This is a genomic window from Pseudomonas mendocina (genome assembly GCF_003008615.1).
GTDB classification, from domain to species: domain Bacteria; phylum Pseudomonadota; class Gammaproteobacteria; order Pseudomonadales; family Pseudomonadaceae; genus Aquipseudomonas; species Aquipseudomonas mendocina_C.
The window spans coordinates 2,336,370-2,351,387 of sequence record NZ_CP027657.1; the positions used below are offsets into that span (position 1 = coordinate 2,336,370).

Genomic DNA, 15,018 nt, shown 5'->3' on the forward strand with positions numbered 1-15,018 from the left:
CTTTATCATTATGTATACTGATTTATTTTTAACGTATTCATTAGCATCACTTACCTATTGAGATTTCCTTATGGACATCACCCGCCTTCGCACCCTGCGTGAACTGGCCCGCTGCGGCACCATGGCAGCCACTGCCGAGTCGCTGCACCTCACGCCCTCTGCGGTTTCACAGCAGGTCGCCCAGCTCGAACGAGAAGCCGAAGTGGCGCTGATCGAACGACGCGGACGCGGTGTGGTACTGACCCCGGCGGGCGAGCGCCTTGTGGGACACGTCGAACGTATCCTGATGGTGCTCGACGAAGCGCGCTCGGAACTGGCGCAGATGCGCGGTGAGATCGCCGGCGAACTGCGCGTCGCGGCGTTTCCCTCGATTGCCGTGGCCGTGGTGGCGGAAACCGTGCGCGCTCTGCGTGCGGCCTATCCACGGCTGGAAGTGGTGGTGGTGGAGCTGGAGCCGCAGGAAAGTCTGGGCGCCCTGGCCGCCTGGCAGATCGATGTGGCGGTGATCGATGACCTGGCCGTGGAGTTGAACGAGAAACACGAGAACTATGCACAGATCCCGCTGACCCAGGATCTGTTGCATGTGCTGCTGCCCACTGACCATCCGCTGGCGGCACGCGACGGCCTGACCATCGCCGACCTGCGCGACGAGGCCTGGGCGCTGGATTCGACCAGCAGCTCGTTCGGTGAATTCATCACCAACCTGTGCCGCCGCTCGGGCTACGCGCCGCGGATCAACGCCCACTGCGCCGGCTTCGAGATGGTCGCGGCGATGGTCGCCTCGGGCAACTCCATCTCCGTCGTCTCCGGCTTGCGCCTGGTGCACCCACTGCATGGCGTCACCGCCGTCCGCCTGCTGCCGGGTATCCAGCGCGGCGTCTTCCTCGCCTACCGCAAGGGCGAACGCGATCACCCGGCGGTGAATGTGTTTCTCGACGAGGCGGTGTACACCGCCGATAAAGTCCTCGGCCAACCGCAAAGCACCGCGTAGGAACGGCTACAGGAGCGGCTTCAGCCGCGAAGCTTTTGCTCCCCTCTCCCATTCATGGGAGAGGGTGTTTTTGCTGGTACTCACGCGTTGCGTGGACATCGAGAGCTTGCGCGGCTCCGCGTCTTGCCTGGAGGGGCTGTAATGAACGCAGAGCGTCCTGGCTGCGTTGCCACGCAGAGCGTGGTAACGATCAATCAACCATCAAGCTCGTCTTCGGAGTTCTACTCTGCGGGCATGGCCGTAACGGACTCTTGAGCCGCTTCTGTCTCCAACTTCGCCCTGTCAGCTTTGCTGATGTACTTGGGTTTATTGCTTTTGGGCGCGAGTTTGGCATTGGCCTTCTTGGCGTGGGCTTCGAGTAGTTGCTTGATCTTTTTACGGCGATTCATGGGCGTGGGTCTGCGTTGTGCTTGGCGGGGCTAAATCTGCGCGAATCTTAACCGGTGTAGAGCAGTCTTGGACTGCCTTACTAGGCAGAGCTTGGGAGCGATCAACACCAAAAGCTTCGCGGCTGAAGCCGCTCCTACAGGGTGGGGGCTGGCAGTCAGCTCCAGAGAGCGCTGATCGGCGTATCCCCTGAGTAATGCGTCGCCACCTGCGCCTGCAGCAGCTCGCCACAAGCCAGGGCATCGGTCAGCGCATGATGAGCCGAGTACAGCGGCAGGCCATAACGCAAACGGCTGTCGGCCAGGCGGATGGAGATGGGCTCGCGGCCGCGCAGGCGATCCCACCAGCTCACCCTGCGTTTGGGATGCAGGCGGGCCTCCAGTTCCATGGTGTCGATGATGGGGAAGATCAGCCCTTCGCCCAGGTGCTGGCGCACGGCCTGGTCAAGGAAGCTGCGTTCGATATTGCGGTAGTGCACGACCACGACCTTGCCAGCCAGGGCTTCCAGCAACTCTTCGAGCACGCTGGCCAGACGTGGGGCGTGGCGGATATCGCTGTGGGTGATGTGGTGGAAGGTGACCGACTCGGCGCTCAGCTCGCCAGTGGGTTTGACCACCCAGTAGCGCGACTCCGCACAGCGGATGCGTTGCAGGCTCAGCGGTACCAGGCCGAGGCTGACGATGGCGTGCTCACGCGGGTCGAGACCGGTGGTTTCCACGTCCAGCGCCACCAGCGGGACATCCTGCAGCGGCGTATCGGCCGCCACGCAGCCGGCGCCGTAGTAGGCGCGCAGGCGCGAGTCGCGGCTGCTTTCGGCGAGGCTGGCGAACAATTGCGGCCAGTCCTGTGCGGCGCGCTCGCTCATCGCGGGCGGCTCGTCGGTTGCGCCGGGTAGCGAAAGCGCAGGAATTTCTGCGCGTTGCTGATCACCTGGAAGGCTTCCTTGAGGTGCTGGCGTTCGCTGGCGCTGAACTGTTCCGGCTCGATGTAGTTGCTCGGCGCGTTGCCGGCCTCGACTTCACGCGCCTGGTGCCGTACGCGTACCAGGCTGAGGAACTCGAAGGCGTAACGCAGGTGCTCCAGCGCCTCCTTGGGCAGCAGCTTGGTGGCGGCGATGGCGTCGAGACGATCCAGCGAGTTCTGCGCCTTGGAGCCGCAGGCCAGGGCGTGCACGCGGATCAGGTCGGTGAGCGGCGCGGTGCCCCGGCCCTTGAGGTTGATGATGTTGCGGTGGCGGCCGTCGGTTTCCATCACGAAGGTGCGGAAGAAACCCAGCGGCGGCGTGCGGTTGAGTGCATTGCGCGCCAGCGCGGCAAGGAAGGCCGGGCTGGTGCTGGCCTTCTGCGCCAGCAGATCCTTGAGGCTTTCCACCAGCTCGGTTTCGCCGTAGAGACCGTCTAGGTCGAAGAAGATGCTGGCGTTGAGCAGGGTTTCCGGGTTGGGCCGTTCGATCCACTCGCTGAAATACTGCCGCCATACCTTCAGCGGCTGCCGCCACTTGGGGTTGCTGGCCATGATGCCGCCCTTGCAGTAGCTGTAGCCGCAGGCGGCCAGGCCGTCGCTGACGAACTGCGCCAGTTCGGCGAAGTAGGCGTCGTGTTCGTCGGGGTCGAAGCTATCGTCGAGCACCAGGGCGTTGTCCTGGTCGGTGAGCAACAGTTGCTCGTCGCGGGCCATGGAGCCGGCGGCCATGAAGCAGTAGGGCACCGGCGGCGGGCCGAGTTTCTGTTCGGCCAACTCCAGCAGGCGCTGGCTGAAGGCGCGGCCGATACCGCTCATGGCGCTGCCGACCATGTGTGCGCTGGCGTCGTCGGCGACCATGCGCACGAAGGTGGCGCGCAAGTCCGGCAGCAGGCTCTTGAGGCCGTCCACCGAGGTCTTGTTGAAGATGCCGTTGACCAGATAGAGGCTGCTGCGCGACTCGTAGCGGATGATGTCGGCCAGCGCCACCACGCCCACCGGGCGTCGGCGATGGAGGATCGGCAGGTGATGGATGTTGTTGCGCAACATGCACAGCATGGCCTCGAACACCGAGTCGTCGGCCTGCAGGGTGATGGGGTTGGGCGTCATGATCTGGCTGACCGGGGTGTCACTGGGCAAGCCGGCGGCGACCACGCGGGTGCGCAGGTCGCGGTCGGTGAGGATGCCGGCCATCACCTGGCTCTGCTGCTCGGCCACTTGCACCTGATTCGGGTCGGGCCACTGCGTGCCGGGGTCGACGACGATCACCGAGGACACGCTGTGCTCGGTCATCACCTGCGCCACCTGCTGGATCGGCGTATCCAGAGGCACGCTGACGGCTCCGCGCGAGATCAGCTTGCGCACCTTGATCTTCATCAGTTCGCTGGCCTTGCCGTGGCTGTCTTCCAGGGCGGACTTGAGCCGCGACTGGCCTTCGGCCTCGACGAAGTCGGCAAAGCTGTCGAACTGCTCGCAGAGCTGATGGAACAGCACACCGGGGATGAAGTAGATCAGGCAATCTTCCAGCGCTGCAGCGCCGAGGCGCACCTTGTTGCCACGCAGCAGGCCGGCCTGGCCGAAGATGTCGCCTTCGGTGAGGCGGTTGTGCAGCTCGCCATTGCGCCGGTGCACTTCCACCGCGCCGCTGCGCACGTAGTGCAGTTCATGGATCGGTGCACCGACGGCGAGGATTTCGCTACCGGCCTTGAAGTAGCCCACTTGCACCTGGCGGGCGATCTCGTCGAGAGTCTGCTCCGGCAGGTTGTCGAAAGGGGCGAAGCGATTCAGGTGGTCGCGGATCTCGATCAACTCGATCTGCATGCGGGCCTCGCTGACTGGCTGGCCCTACAGGATACGGGCTGCCAGGATGTCAGTGCAAAGCGGCTGGCCGTCGGCAATTGAAGGAGAGGTTATGCAGGGTTCGGGGCTTTGGTGGGGTGTGGGCGTGCTGCTGGTGCTCGGCGGCGCGACGGTTTTCTACTACAACCGCCTGGTGTTCAACCGCCATCGCGTGGCTGAAGCCGCCAGCGGCATCGACGTGCAACTCAAGCGCCGCTCCAGCCTGATTCCCGCGTTGGTGGAATGCGTGCGGCAGTACATGGGCTACGAGCAGAGCACGCTCGAGGCGCTGGTGCAGGAGCGCATGCGCGCGGTGCAACTGGCCGATTCGCCGCTGGGCCAGCGCGCGCCGGTGGAGGCGCAGTTGAGCAGTCAGTTGCGGCAACTGTTCGCGTTGGTCGAGGCCTATCCGGATCTCAAGGCTGACAGCCAGTTTCGCGAGCTGCAGAGCAACATCAGCGAGGTCGAGAACCATATCCAGATGGCCCGGCGTTACTACAACGGCGCGGTGCGCGAGCTGAACGTGCTGGTGGAGTCGGTGCCGAGCAATCTGGTGGCGCGTCTGTTCGCCTTTACCCAGGCCGAGTACTTCACGCTGGATGATTCGCGTGACGGCCAATCGCCGAAGATGGAGTTCTGAGCATGCAGGGATGGTTGCGTGGGCTGTTGCTGATTGGCTGTCTGCTGCCGGGTCTGGTGCTGGCGCAGGAGGCCATCGAAGATTTTTCCGTCAGCCTGCAGGTCGAGGCTGACGGCAACCTGCTGGTGACCGAGCGCATCACCGTGCGCGCCGAAGGCGACAATATTCGTCGCGGCATCTACCGCGATCTGCCGGTCAGCTACGCACTGCCGATGGGGCTGGAGCAGAGCAGCCCGATCACCCTGTTGGGCGTGACCCGCGATGGTCGTGAAGAGGCCGTGCACAGCGAGCGTAACGGCGCCTGGGTGCGCTTCTACCTGGGCTCGGCGGACACGCTGCTCGACCCTGGTCGCTATCGCTACGAGCTGCGCTATCGGGTCGGGCGCGCGCTGCTGCATCACGCCGACACGGACGAGCTGTACTGGAACGTCACCGGCAACGGCTGGATTTTTCCGATCCGCCAGGCGTCAGTCGACGTGCGTCTGCCGGCGGGCGCGCATATCGGTCAGCTGGCCGCTTATACCGGCGCTCAGGGCGATCAGGGGCAGGACTTCCAGGTAGTCGAACGCGGCGATGATTACCTGCGTCTGGCCACCACTGCGGAGCTGCCTGCCCACCACGGCCTGACGATAGCCGTGGATTGGCAGGCCGGGCTGGTGCCGCGGCCAAGTGCCACGGACAACGCCACGCGTGCGCTGCTGGACAACCTGGGCGTGGGCATCGGCGCGCTGCTGCTGATCGGCCTGCTGCTGTTCTATCTGAGTGCCTGGAATCGCGTTGGCCGCGATCCACAAAAGGGCGTGATCATCCCGTTGTTCGAGGGCCCGCAGGGCATGAGCGCGGTGCAGGCCGGCTACCTCTGGCATCGCGGGCTGCGTGGAGGCTTTCCGGCGGCGCGGGCATTCGGTGTATGGCTGACCGACATGGCCATCCACAAGCATCTGCAGATCGCGGACAGGCCGCGCAGTGGGTTCATCCTGTCACGCGCTGGCGCTGCTCAAGGCGAGCTGAGCGTGTCGGATCGCGAGCTGAGCGACCGCCTTTTCAAGGCTGGCAAGGACGGCGATTCGATCGCCATCGGCAAGAAATACGAGCCACGCCTGGCCGATACGCTGAGCGGGCTGGAGAGCCAGTTGCAGCAGCAGGGTAAGGCCTGGTTCAGCAATAACCGCGGCATCTGGAGTTTTGGCTTGCTCTGGGCGGTGCTCGGCTGTGTGGTGATGCTGGCGATGAGTGCCCATGGTGACGACTTGGCCACCGGGTTGGCCGGCCTGGTATTCAGCCTGGGGTTCGGCGTGCCTTCGCTGCTGTTCATCAATACGGCTCGGCGCCAAGCCAGCTTTGGCAAGAAGATCAGTCTGGGGCTGGTGGCGCTGATGTTCGTCTGGCCGGTGCCGGTGGGGCTGTTGATGATTGCCGAGGCCGCGTCCCTGCCGGCCTTGCTGCTGATCGTGCTGTATGTCGCGCTGGTGGTGGTTTTCTATTACCTGATGCCGGCGCCGACCCTGGACGGGCGACGTTTGCTCGATGCGCTGGAAGGCTATCGCAACTACCTGCAACTGGCGGAACAGGACGCCCTGGCGCTGGCGGCCGACGCCCCGGCAATGAGCATCGCCCTGTACGAGCGCCACCTGCCCTTCGCCATGGCGCTCGGCGTGGAAGACAAATGGAGTGCGCGTTTCAGTGAGGCCCTGGCCAGCGGCCTGATCGACCCGACGCAGCGCGACTATCAACCGACCTGGTACCACAGCCGCAGCAGCTACAGCTCGCCACAGGCGCTGAGCGGTGCGCTGGCCGCTGGTCTCAGTAGCGTCGCCGCATTGGCATCGACGCCGCCGTCGAGCAGTTCTTCGAGCGGGGGCGGATCATCCGGTGGCGGCTCCTCCGGCGGTGGTGGAGGGGGCGGTGGCGGCGGGGGTTGGTAAGGCCAACCTGCACTTCAGGGGCGTCGCTAGCGCAGCGCACAAAGGGGGAGAGGTGCAGCGGGGTAACGGTTAAATGGGCAACAACGACGGCAACTACGCCGTGACCTACGCCGACAACACGAGCAGCACCATCGACAAGGCCAGCATCACCGTAACGGCTAACGGTGGTAGCTCCACCTATGGGGATAACGGCCTGCTCAATCCGGGTATCAGCGCCACCGGGCTGGTCAATGGTGAAACTATTGCGGTGCTGATGGGCTTGTCCAACAGCTTCGGCATCGACAACACGACGAATGTCGGCAGCCATGACCAATGGCAACTACATGGTGACCCAGACCAGCGATGGCACCTGGGTCGTCGACCGCAAGACACTGACGGTAAAAGCCAATGATGACCGCCGAAGCGTATCGAGCCAGGCTTACAGTGGCGGCAATGGCTTGACGTATCAGGGTTTCGTCAACGGCGAAGGCCTGGGCGTACTCAATGGCAGCCGGAGTTATGGCGGCAGTGCCCAGGGCGCCTCGCGGGCCGGCACCTACGTCTTGAGCGTGAGTGGGCTGAGCGCCGACAACTACGCCATCCAGTATGTCGATGGGCGTTTGCTGTTGACGGCGCCGCTGACCACACCCGGCGGTGACGATCTGGCGCGCCCGGTGCGCGACGGCCTGAGCAACCTGCCGTCCGGGTTGCCCATCGCCTTGGCGAGCACTCAGCCGCTGTATCTGACCATCATGAACGACCCGATTGGTATGGCGGATTGATTGGCGGATAAATCCGCTCCTGCAAATGCTCGATTGCGGCGTTCAGCCGCGCCGGTAGCGCAGCGGCAGCCCCTGGCAATCTTCCTGCACCTGGCCGGCGTGCCAGGCCAGTTGTCCGGAGACGAAGGTGCTGCGCACGGCATGGCGGAAGGCGCGGCCCTGGAACGGCGTCCAGCCACAGTGGGCGAGGATCGGGTCGGCCGCCACCGGGCGCGGCTCGGCCAGGCGTTCGACCAGGGTCAGATCGGCCCAGTAGCCTTCGCGCAGGTAGCCGCGCTGCTCGATGGCGAAGCGCTCGGCCACGGCGTGGCTGGTCTTTTCCACCAGCATGGGCAGCGGCAGTAGGCTGTCGGCCACCAGCTCCAGCAGTGCCGGCAGTGCGTGCTGCACCAGCGGCAGACCGGATGGCGCCTGCAGGTAGGGGCGCTGCTTCTCGTCCCAGCTGTGCGGCGCATGGTCGGTACCGATAATGTCCAGCCGCCCGCACAACAGCGCTTGGCGCAGGGCGTCACGGTCGGCCTGGGTCTTGATCGCCGGGTTGCATTTGATCAGGTGGCCGAGCTGCGCGTAGTCGCGCTCGTCGAAATATAGGTGGTGGGCGCAGACTTCGGCGGTGATCGCCTTACCGGTTATCGCGCCTGGCTGGAACAGGCCCAGCTCGCGCGCGCTGGTGATGTGCAGCACGTGCAGGCGCGTGCCGTAGCGGCGCGCCAGGCTCACCGCCAGGCTGGAGGATTGGTAGCAGGCCTCGGCGTCGCGGATCGCCGGGTGCTCGCCGGCGGGGATGGCGTCGCCGAAGCGCGCCTGCCACTGCGCCTCGTGCTCACGAATGCGCGGGGTGTGCTCGCAATGCGTCAGCAGCAGCGTCGGGCAGTCGCGGAACAGTCGCTCCAGCGCCGGCAGGTCGTCGACCAGCATGTTGCCGGTGCTGGCACCCATGAACACCTTCACCGCCGCGACGCGGCTGGGGTCGAGCGCGGCGACGGTGTCGAGGTTGTCGTGGCTGACGCCGAAGTGAAAGCCGTAGTTGACCCGCGAGCACCGGGCGGCGCGCTGCTCCTTGGCTTGCAGCGCCTCCAGCGTCAGGGTCGGCGGCTGGGTGTTGGGCATGTCCATGACGCTGGTGATGCCGCCGGCCACCGCCGCCCGCGATTCCGTGGCGAAGCTGCCCTTGTGCGGCGCGCCGGGGTCGCGAAAGTGCACCTGGTCATCGATCATGCCTGGCAGCAGGTACTGCCCAGCGGCGTCGAGCAGGCCCTCCCCGGGCAGGTGCGCGAGGCTGCTGGCGATGGCGTCGATGCGGCCGTGGCGGATACGCAGGTCGGCCTCGAACACGCGGCCCTCGTTGACCAGGCGGGCGTTACGGATCAGCACGCTCAGAACTCGTTCTGCAGGGCTTTGTAGCCCCGCACCAGGTCGATGTTGGTGCGTGCCACGTCCTCGGAGAACTCGCTGGCCGAGACGCTGACGCGCGGCAGGCTGGCCAGGTCGGTCTTCGGCCCGATGCGCTGGGTGGAGGTGACGTGGAAGCCCGCCGGCAGGTCGCAGCCGTCGACCACGGCGTTGTGCCGTACCACGCAGCCGTCACCGACCGCGCAATTGAACAGCACGCTGTTGAAACCGATGAACACGCGGTTACCGACGCTGCACGGGCCGTGGATGATCGAGCGATGGGCGATGGACGTGTGCTCGCCGATGCTCACTGCCGCGCCGGACTTGGAGTGGATCACCACGCCGTCCTGGATGTTGGAGTTGGCGCCAATGACGATGGGCTGCATATCGCCGCTCGCGTCCACCTCGTCGGCGCGGATCACCGCGTAGGGGCCGACGAAGACGTTGTCGTGGATGATCACCTTGCCGCAGATGATCGCGGTCTTGTCGACGTAGGCGGACTCGGCGATGACCGGCAGGTGGCCGGACGGATTCTTGCGGATCATGGTCGCTCCTTGGGTGAGGGTTCGGGCACCGGGTCGTAGCCGCCCGGATGCCAGGGGTGACAGCGCAGTAGCCGGCGCAGGCTCAGCCACAGGCCGAGCAGCAGGCCATGCTTGTCCAGCGCCTCGACGGCGTAGTGCGAGCAACTGGGGTGAAAGCGGCAGCGCGGCCCGAGCAGCGGGCTGATCAGGTACTGGTAGAAACGCACCAGGGCGATGGCCAGACGCTTCATGAGGGGCGGCTCACGGCCACGCGCAGCCGCTCGCCGTCGAGGTCGTTGTAGAAGCAGTTGGGGCGGCCGGTATGGCAGGCCGGGCCGAGCTGCTCGACCTTGAGCAGCAGGGCGTCGCCGTCGCAATCGAGGTGTGCACTGAGCAGGCGCTGGCGATGGCCGCTGGTTTCGCCCTTGCGCCACAACTGCTGGCGCGAGCGCGACCAGTAGCAGACCTGGCCGCCGGCCAGGGTTTCCTGCAGCGCGCTGCGATTCATCCAGGCCAGCATCAGCACCTCGCCGTTATCGTGGCGCTGGGCGATCACCGGAATCAGCCCGGCGTCGTTCCAGGCGATGGCCGCCAGGGCCTCGTTCAGCGCCACGGCGTGGCCGGCTTCGGCGGATTCCAGCTGCAACCAGAAGGCGTCGGCAGCCATGCCTCAACTCCAGTTCCAGCGGCTTTCTGCCACCGCGTCGTGGGCGTGCAGGCTTTCCGCGTGTACGACCTTGAGGCGGAAGGCACTGGCTTGCGGCAACTGGCGCAGGGCTCGGTGCAGGCGGCGGGCGGCGTCCTCGCAGAACATCAGGTTCTGCCCGTTGGCCAGGGCGAAGGCCTGTTCGTCGGCGCGCTTCACCGCCGTCTGCACCGGTGTGCCGAGGGCCTGCTCGGCGTTGTCGATCAACGCCAGCAATGGCAGGTCGACGCAGCCTGGCGCCAGGCGCAGTCGCAGGTTCGCCGTGCTGCGCTGGCTGTGTGGTGTGGCGACGATGCCCTGGGTCGAGCCGAGCCAGTCGAGCACCTCCAGGTAGTCCATGGGTTGCGTCGCGAAGGTGTCGGCGAAGCGCTGCTGGATCAGCTGCCGCGCCAGCGCTGCGGAGCAGGGGCAGGTGGACGAGTAGGTGACCTCGACCTGCAACTCGATGCTCACGCCACGGCCATCCTGCCGGGCGTGCAGTTCGAAGGGATAGGTCTTCCAGCCGTGCAGCGGGCTGACCAGCGCCGGCCGTTTGAGCGGCACCTCGCCGCGCAGGGTCAGGGTGGCGCTGTCGGACAGTGCCTGATGGCTGCCCAGGCACTCGTCCAGCACCTGCAGCAGCGCCGGGACGTTCAATTCCTGATGCACCAGGCGCTGCGCTGCCAGGTACAGGCGCGACATGTGGATGCCGCGTGCGCCGGCATCGTCGAGGCTCACGCCGATGTCGGCAGTGGCGGTCACGGCGGCGTCCGCCAGGCGAATGGGCAGGGCGATGCCGGCCATGCCGACCCAGTCCAGCGGCAGGTCGTGGTGGGTGGCTTGGGCGGCAATATCCGGCAGAGGCTGTTCGTTCATCGCAAATCCGTGGGTAGCGGTCAGAAATAAATGTTATGTTATAACACTTAAAACAAGCCAGCCGATTTGCCATGACCCTGACCGCGACTACCGAAGCCGAGCTGCTGGCCCTGCCAGCCGATGACTACATGAACGATGTCCAGCAGCAGTTCTTCCGCGAGCTGCTGCTGGCCCAGCGTGCCGAGTTGCAGGCGCGCATCGATGAGGAATTCACCGAGCTGCGCCAACCCGAGATCAGCAGCGACGTCGCCGATATCGGCGCCGCCGAGGAACAGCGGCAGTGGCAGCTGCGCCTGCTGGAGCGGGAGAAGAAGCTGCTGGACAAGATCGACCAGGCGCTCGAACGCCTGGCGCGTGGCGAATACGGCTGGTGCGCCGAGACCGGCGAGCCCATTGGCCTGAAACGCCTGCTGCTGCGCCCGACGGCGACCCTGTGCATCGAAGCCAAGGAGCGCCAGGAGCAGCGCGAAAAACATCAGCGTGACCGTGACTGAACGAGGAACACCCCATGAACCCGCGTCTACCCGTTACCGTGCTGTCCGGCTTTCTTGGCGCCGGCAAGAGCACCCTGCTCAATCATGTGCTGAAGAACCGCGACGGCCTCAAGGTCGCGGTGATCGTCAACGACATGAGCGAAATCAACATCGACGGCAGCGAAGTGCAGCGCGACGTCAGCCTCAACCGTGCCGAAGAAAAGCTGGTGGAGATGAGCAATGGCTGCATCTGCTGCACCCTGCGCGAAGACCTGCTCGAAGAGGTGGCCCGCCTGGCCAGCGACGGGCGCTTCGACTACCTGCTGATCGAGTCCACTGGCATCAGCGAGCCGCTACCGGTGGCCGAAACCTTCACCTTCCGCGACGAGCAGGGCCGCAGCCTGTCCGACCTGGCGCGGCTCGACACCATGGTCACGGTGGTCGATGGGGTGAACTTCCTGCGTGACTTCCACGCGGCGGAAAGCCTGGCCAGCCGTGGCGAAACCCTCGGCGAAGAGGACGAGCGTTCGATCACCGACCTGCTGATCGAACAGGTGGAGTTCGCCGACGTCATCCTCATCAGCAAGATCGACCTGATCAGCCAGGCTGAGCGCGAAGAGCTGATGGCCATCCTCCGGGGGCTCAACACCCATGCCGACATCCAGGCCATGAGCATGGGCCAGATCGCTCTGGAGAAGATCCTCGACACCGGCCGTTTCGACTTCGACCGCGCCTCGCAGGCGCCGGGCTGGCTCAAGGAACTGCGCGGCGAGCACGTGCCGGAAACCGAGGAGTACGGCATCGCCTCCAGCGCCTACCGCGCGCGCCGGCCGTTCCATCCGCAGCGCTTCTTCGACTTCCTCTCGCAGGAGTGGCGCAACGGCCGCTTGCTGCGCTCCAAGGGCTTCTTCTGGCTGGCCAGCAAGTACCAGGAAGCCGGCAGCTGGTCGCAGGCCGGCGGGCTGATGCGCCACGGCCTGGCCGGGCGCTGGTGGCGCTTCGTGCCCAAGGAGCACTGGCCGCAGGATGAAGAAGGCCTGCAGGCGATCATGAAGCACTGGAGCGCCGAGGTCGGCGACTGTCGCCAGGAACTGGTGTTCATCGGCCAGAACATTGATTTCCCACAACTGGTGCGTGAGCTGGACGATTGCCTGCTGACCGACGCGGAAATGGCCGGCGGCCCCGAGGCCTGGCGCCTGTTGCCCGACCCGTTCGGCGCCTGGCAACAGGAGGCCGCCTGATGTTTGCCCTGCAGTTGCCAAACCCGGCTCGGCAGGTGTTGGGTGAGGACATTGAGGTGCTCGGCGAGGTGCTGCACGACGGGGTCAACCTGGCTGTCTGGCAGCGCCGCCTGCCAGCGCAGATCGCCGACTTCGCCGAGACGCTGCTGGCCCAGGGTGAGCCGCTGGCGCAGTCCATGACCCTGGAGCTGGCGCAGGCAGACAGCGAGCCGAACCTCGACGGCCTGGTGGCGCCGTACGCCGATCTACCGGGCCAGGCGGCCTTTCTCGCCGACGTGGCCTGGCTGGTACGGGCCTATGCCTGCCTGCTCGATGCCCGGCGTATCGGCCTGCGCCTGCGTGCGCTGGACAAGGCCATGTGCCCGAGGTTTCACGTCGACCATGTGCCGCTGCGGCTGATTACCAGCTATGCCGGCGTGGGCAGCGACTGGCTGGAGGAGGGCGTCATGCCGCGCAGCCGGCTCGGCCAACCCGGGGCAGAGCCGCAGGACGAGGCGTTGATCCAGCGCCTGGAGGCCGGCCATGTGGCGCTGGCCAAGGGCGAGAAATGGCACGGCAATGAGGGACGCGGGTTGATCCACCGCTCGCCGCAGCCGACGGCCGGACAGCGGCGCTTGCTGCTGACCCTGGATTGGTTGGCTTGAGCCGCGCGAAACCCTACGTTTCGCTCGAGGCTCGGATACCCCGCAAAAAAAATAGGCCGGAGCGACTGCCCCGGCCTTAAGCACCAAGAGATCATGTCGAGGCGTGATTCGACATGCGGGTCATGTGAGGTACCCGTTTCCATTAGGCGCTCGTTGGGTGACGTTTTGATGTCAGGGTCGCTGCGTTTCCGCGTAGGGCGGGTGCAACCCGCCATTTGCAGCCTGGCGGGTTGCACCCGCCCTACACCCCTGGCTCAGGGCTTGATCCACTTGCCCTGATACTGGCTGGTGCAGGCGGGCTCCAGGTACAGCGCGTCGCTGGCCACGCCGTAGTAGTGGATGTCCTGCAGGTACAGGTCGCTGCCGGCCCGCGCGTTCTGGCAGACGCCATAGGCGCCCTGCGGGCACTGTTCGACGAACTCCACCTCGACCGTCTGCCCTTGCAGCTGCGGCTGGCAGAAGCCGTCGCGGAACAGTGTGGCGGGGATGTTGCGATTCTCCTGGCAGACCTTCACGTCCAGTCGCTCGGCCTGGCTGTGCACCACGCAGGCTTCGGCCAGGGCCAGGCCCGGTAGCAGAGAGAACAGCAACAGCCATGCACGCATCGTTTCGACTCCCGAAAAACTGCCGGCGAATCTAACATGCTGCTTAATCGCAGTCTGTGCTGGCACTTGTCTGGCGAACCACCGACCATAAACCCATGCTCAGTCAAATCCCCACTCACCTCATCGCCGGCCCCCTGGGTGCTGGCAAGACCAGCCTGATCCGCCACCTACTCGCGCAAAAGCCGGCGGGCGAGCGCTGGGCGGTGCTGATCAACGAGTTCGGCCAGATCGGCCTGGACGCAGCCCTGCTCGAGCGGGGCGACGACGGTATCGCCATGGCCGAGGTCGCCGGCGGTTGCCTGTGCTGTGTCAACGGCGCGCCGTTTCAGGTGGGCCTCGGCCGACTGCTGCGCGAGGCCAGGCCTGACCGCCTGCTGATCGAGCCGTCCGGCCTGGGGCATCCGGTGCAGTTGTTGGAGCAGCTGCGTCAGCCGCCCTGGCTCGGCGTACTGGCCGTGCAGCCGGCGCTGGTGGTGCTGGATGCCGCCGCGCTGGCCAGCGGTCAGTCGCTGCCCGATGTGCAGCGTCAGGCGCTGGATGACGCCGGTCTGTTGCTGCTGAACAAGAGCGAGTCCCTGGACGATGCGAGCCGTGCGCGAATTGCCGCAAACCTGCCGCCTGTGCCGCTGCATTGGATCGAGCAGGGGCGGCTCGACCTGGCGTTGTTGCCGGGCCTTGCGGTGCAGGCTTCACCGATCGCAGTGAGCGCCGAGTTACCTACAGCCACGCCCGGTCTGGCGCAGATCTGGCGCAATACCGCCGAGCCGATCTGCCAGGTGCAGGATCAGCCCGAAGGCTGGAGCATCGGTTGGCGCTGGCACCCGAGCCAGCGTTTCGATCTCGTGCAGGTCAGCCGGTGGCTGCAGGGCGTGGCGTGGCGCAGGGCCAAGGCCGTACTGCACGGCGCCGAAGGTTGGCGCTCGCTGAACGCCCTGCAAGGGCAGGCGCTGGAGGCCTGGGCCGCGAGTGAATGGCGCAAGGATTCACGACTGGAGCTGATTTTCGATCAGGCGCAGGACGCCGAAGCACTGAGTGCCGCGTTCGCTGCCTGCCGGATTCCCCCGGCCGGCTGATA

18 protein-coding genes are annotated in these 15,018 nt (G+C 65.7%); 9 read left to right on the plus strand and 9 right to left on the minus strand.

The annotated features are described in order from the left end of the window. Positions 1-70 precede the first annotated feature (70 nt). Positions 71-991 carry a LysR family transcriptional regulator gene (locus C7A17_RS10840; protein WP_106738044.1) on the plus strand — a complete coding sequence of 307 codons (921 nt, stop codon included), beginning with the start codon at positions 71-73 and terminating at the stop codon, positions 989-991. 221 nt (positions 992-1,212) lie between these two features. On the opposite strand, the gene C7A17_RS10845 is transcribed toward C7A17_RS10840, so the two are convergent. From C7A17_RS10845 to C7A17_RS10855, 3 genes are all read right to left on the minus strand, one after another. After that, complete coding sequence (locus C7A17_RS10845) at positions 1,213-1,380, minus strand: DUF2986 domain-containing protein (RefSeq protein WP_106738045.1); 168 nt, start codon at positions 1,378-1,380, stop codon at positions 1,213-1,215. A 155-nt stretch (positions 1,381-1,535) separates the two neighbouring features. Beyond that, the gene (locus C7A17_RS10850) at positions 1,536-2,243 is read right to left on the minus strand and encodes a 3'-5' exonuclease (protein WP_106738046.1); all 708 of its coding nucleotides are present in this window, start codon (positions 2,241-2,243) and stop codon (positions 1,536-1,538) included. Beyond that, complete coding sequence (locus C7A17_RS10855; RefSeq protein WP_106738047.1) at positions 2,240-4,159, minus strand: DUF294 nucleotidyltransferase-like domain-containing protein; 1,920 nt, start codon at positions 4,157-4,159, stop codon at positions 2,240-2,242. Before C7A17_RS10855 ends, C7A17_RS10850 begins: the two co-directional genes overlap by 4 nt. Positions 4,160-4,250: 91 nt before the next feature. On the opposite strand from C7A17_RS10855, the gene C7A17_RS10860 reads away from it, so the two are divergent. From C7A17_RS10860 to C7A17_RS10875, 4 genes are all read left to right on the plus strand, one after another. Next, complete coding sequence (locus tag C7A17_RS10860) at positions 4,251-4,817, plus strand: LemA family protein (RefSeq protein WP_106738048.1); 567 nt, start codon at positions 4,251-4,253, stop codon at positions 4,815-4,817. A gap of 2 nt (positions 4,818-4,819) precedes the next feature. Beyond that, on the plus strand, positions 4,820-6,742 hold the full coding sequence (locus C7A17_RS10865) for a DUF2207 domain-containing protein (RefSeq protein ID WP_106738049.1): 1,923 nt from the start codon (positions 4,820-4,822) through the stop codon (positions 6,740-6,742). 73 nt (positions 6,743-6,815) lie between these two features. Continuing rightward, positions 6,816-7,133: an MBG domain-containing protein gene (locus tag C7A17_RS10870; RefSeq protein ID WP_106738050.1), complete on the plus strand. Its 318-nt coding sequence runs from the start codon at positions 6,816-6,818 to the stop codon at positions 7,131-7,133. Beyond that, on the plus strand, positions 7,048-7,503 hold the full coding sequence (locus C7A17_RS10875; protein WP_158704653.1) for an MBG domain-containing protein: 456 nt from the start codon (positions 7,048-7,050) through the stop codon (positions 7,501-7,503). Before C7A17_RS10870 ends, C7A17_RS10875 begins: the two co-directional genes overlap by 86 nt. Before the next feature lie 42 nt (positions 7,504-7,545). Here C7A17_RS10875 and C7A17_RS10880 read toward each other — a convergent pair whose 3' ends face one another. From C7A17_RS10880 to folE2, 5 genes are read right to left on the minus strand one after another with little or no spacing between them, the layout of a single operon-like run. Next, on the minus strand, positions 7,546-8,883 hold the full coding sequence (locus tag C7A17_RS10880) for a dihydroorotase (protein ID WP_106738052.1): 1,338 nt from the start codon (positions 8,881-8,883) through the stop codon (positions 7,546-7,548). Next, on the minus strand, positions 8,880-9,440 hold the full coding sequence (locus tag C7A17_RS10885) for a gamma carbonic anhydrase family protein (protein WP_106738053.1): 561 nt from the start codon (positions 9,438-9,440) through the stop codon (positions 8,880-8,882). Before C7A17_RS10885 ends, C7A17_RS10880 begins: the two co-directional genes overlap by 4 nt. Further along, positions 9,437-9,670 (minus strand): membrane protein insertion efficiency factor YidD, encoded by a 234-nt coding sequence (yidD, locus tag C7A17_RS10890; protein WP_106738054.1) that lies wholly within the window; start codon positions 9,668-9,670, stop codon positions 9,437-9,439. Before yidD ends, C7A17_RS10885 begins: the two co-directional genes overlap by 4 nt. Next, the gene (hisI, locus tag C7A17_RS10895) at positions 9,667-10,086 is read right to left on the minus strand and encodes a phosphoribosyl-AMP cyclohydrolase (RefSeq protein WP_106738055.1); all 420 of its coding nucleotides are present in this window, start codon (positions 10,084-10,086) and stop codon (positions 9,667-9,669) included. Before hisI ends, yidD begins: the two co-directional genes overlap by 4 nt. Before the next feature lie 3 nt (positions 10,087-10,089). Continuing rightward, positions 10,090-10,980: a GTP cyclohydrolase FolE2 gene (folE2, locus tag C7A17_RS10900; RefSeq protein WP_106738056.1), complete on the minus strand. Its 891-nt coding sequence runs from the start codon at positions 10,978-10,980 to the stop codon at positions 10,090-10,092. A gap of 71 nt (positions 10,981-11,051) precedes the next feature. On the opposite strand from folE2, the gene dksA reads away from it, so the two are divergent. The 3 genes from dksA to C7A17_RS10915 are packed head-to-tail and all read left to right on the plus strand — an operon-like array spanning position 11,052 to position 13,338. Continuing rightward, positions 11,052-11,474, plus strand: a complete 423-nt coding sequence (gene dksA / locus C7A17_RS10905) for an RNA polymerase-binding protein DksA (protein ID WP_106738057.1) — start codon at positions 11,052-11,054, stop codon at positions 11,472-11,474. Positions 11,475-11,488: 14 nt separating this feature from the next. Beyond that, positions 11,489-12,694 carry a zinc metallochaperone GTPase ZigA gene (gene zigA / locus C7A17_RS10910; RefSeq protein ID WP_106738058.1) on the plus strand — a complete coding sequence of 402 codons (1,206 nt, stop codon included), beginning with the start codon at positions 11,489-11,491 and terminating at the stop codon, positions 12,692-12,694. Beyond that, complete coding sequence (locus C7A17_RS10915) at positions 12,694-13,338, plus strand: DUF1826 domain-containing protein (protein WP_106738059.1); 645 nt, start codon at positions 12,694-12,696, stop codon at positions 13,336-13,338. Before zigA ends, C7A17_RS10915 begins: the two co-directional genes overlap by 1 nt. Before the next feature lie 254 nt (positions 13,339-13,592). Here C7A17_RS10915 and C7A17_RS10920 read toward each other — a convergent pair whose 3' ends face one another. Further along, positions 13,593-13,943 carry an NADH:ubiquinone oxidoreductase gene (locus C7A17_RS10920; RefSeq protein WP_106738060.1) on the minus strand — a complete coding sequence of 117 codons (351 nt, stop codon included), beginning with the start codon at positions 13,941-13,943 and terminating at the stop codon, positions 13,593-13,595. Between the two features lie 95 nt (positions 13,944-14,038). Between C7A17_RS10920 and C7A17_RS10925 the strand changes: the two genes are divergently transcribed. Then, the gene (locus C7A17_RS10925) at positions 14,039-15,016 is read left to right on the plus strand and encodes a CobW family GTP-binding protein (RefSeq protein WP_106738061.1); all 978 of its coding nucleotides are present in this window, start codon (positions 14,039-14,041) and stop codon (positions 15,014-15,016) included. Positions 15,017-15,018: the final 2 nt, after the last annotated feature.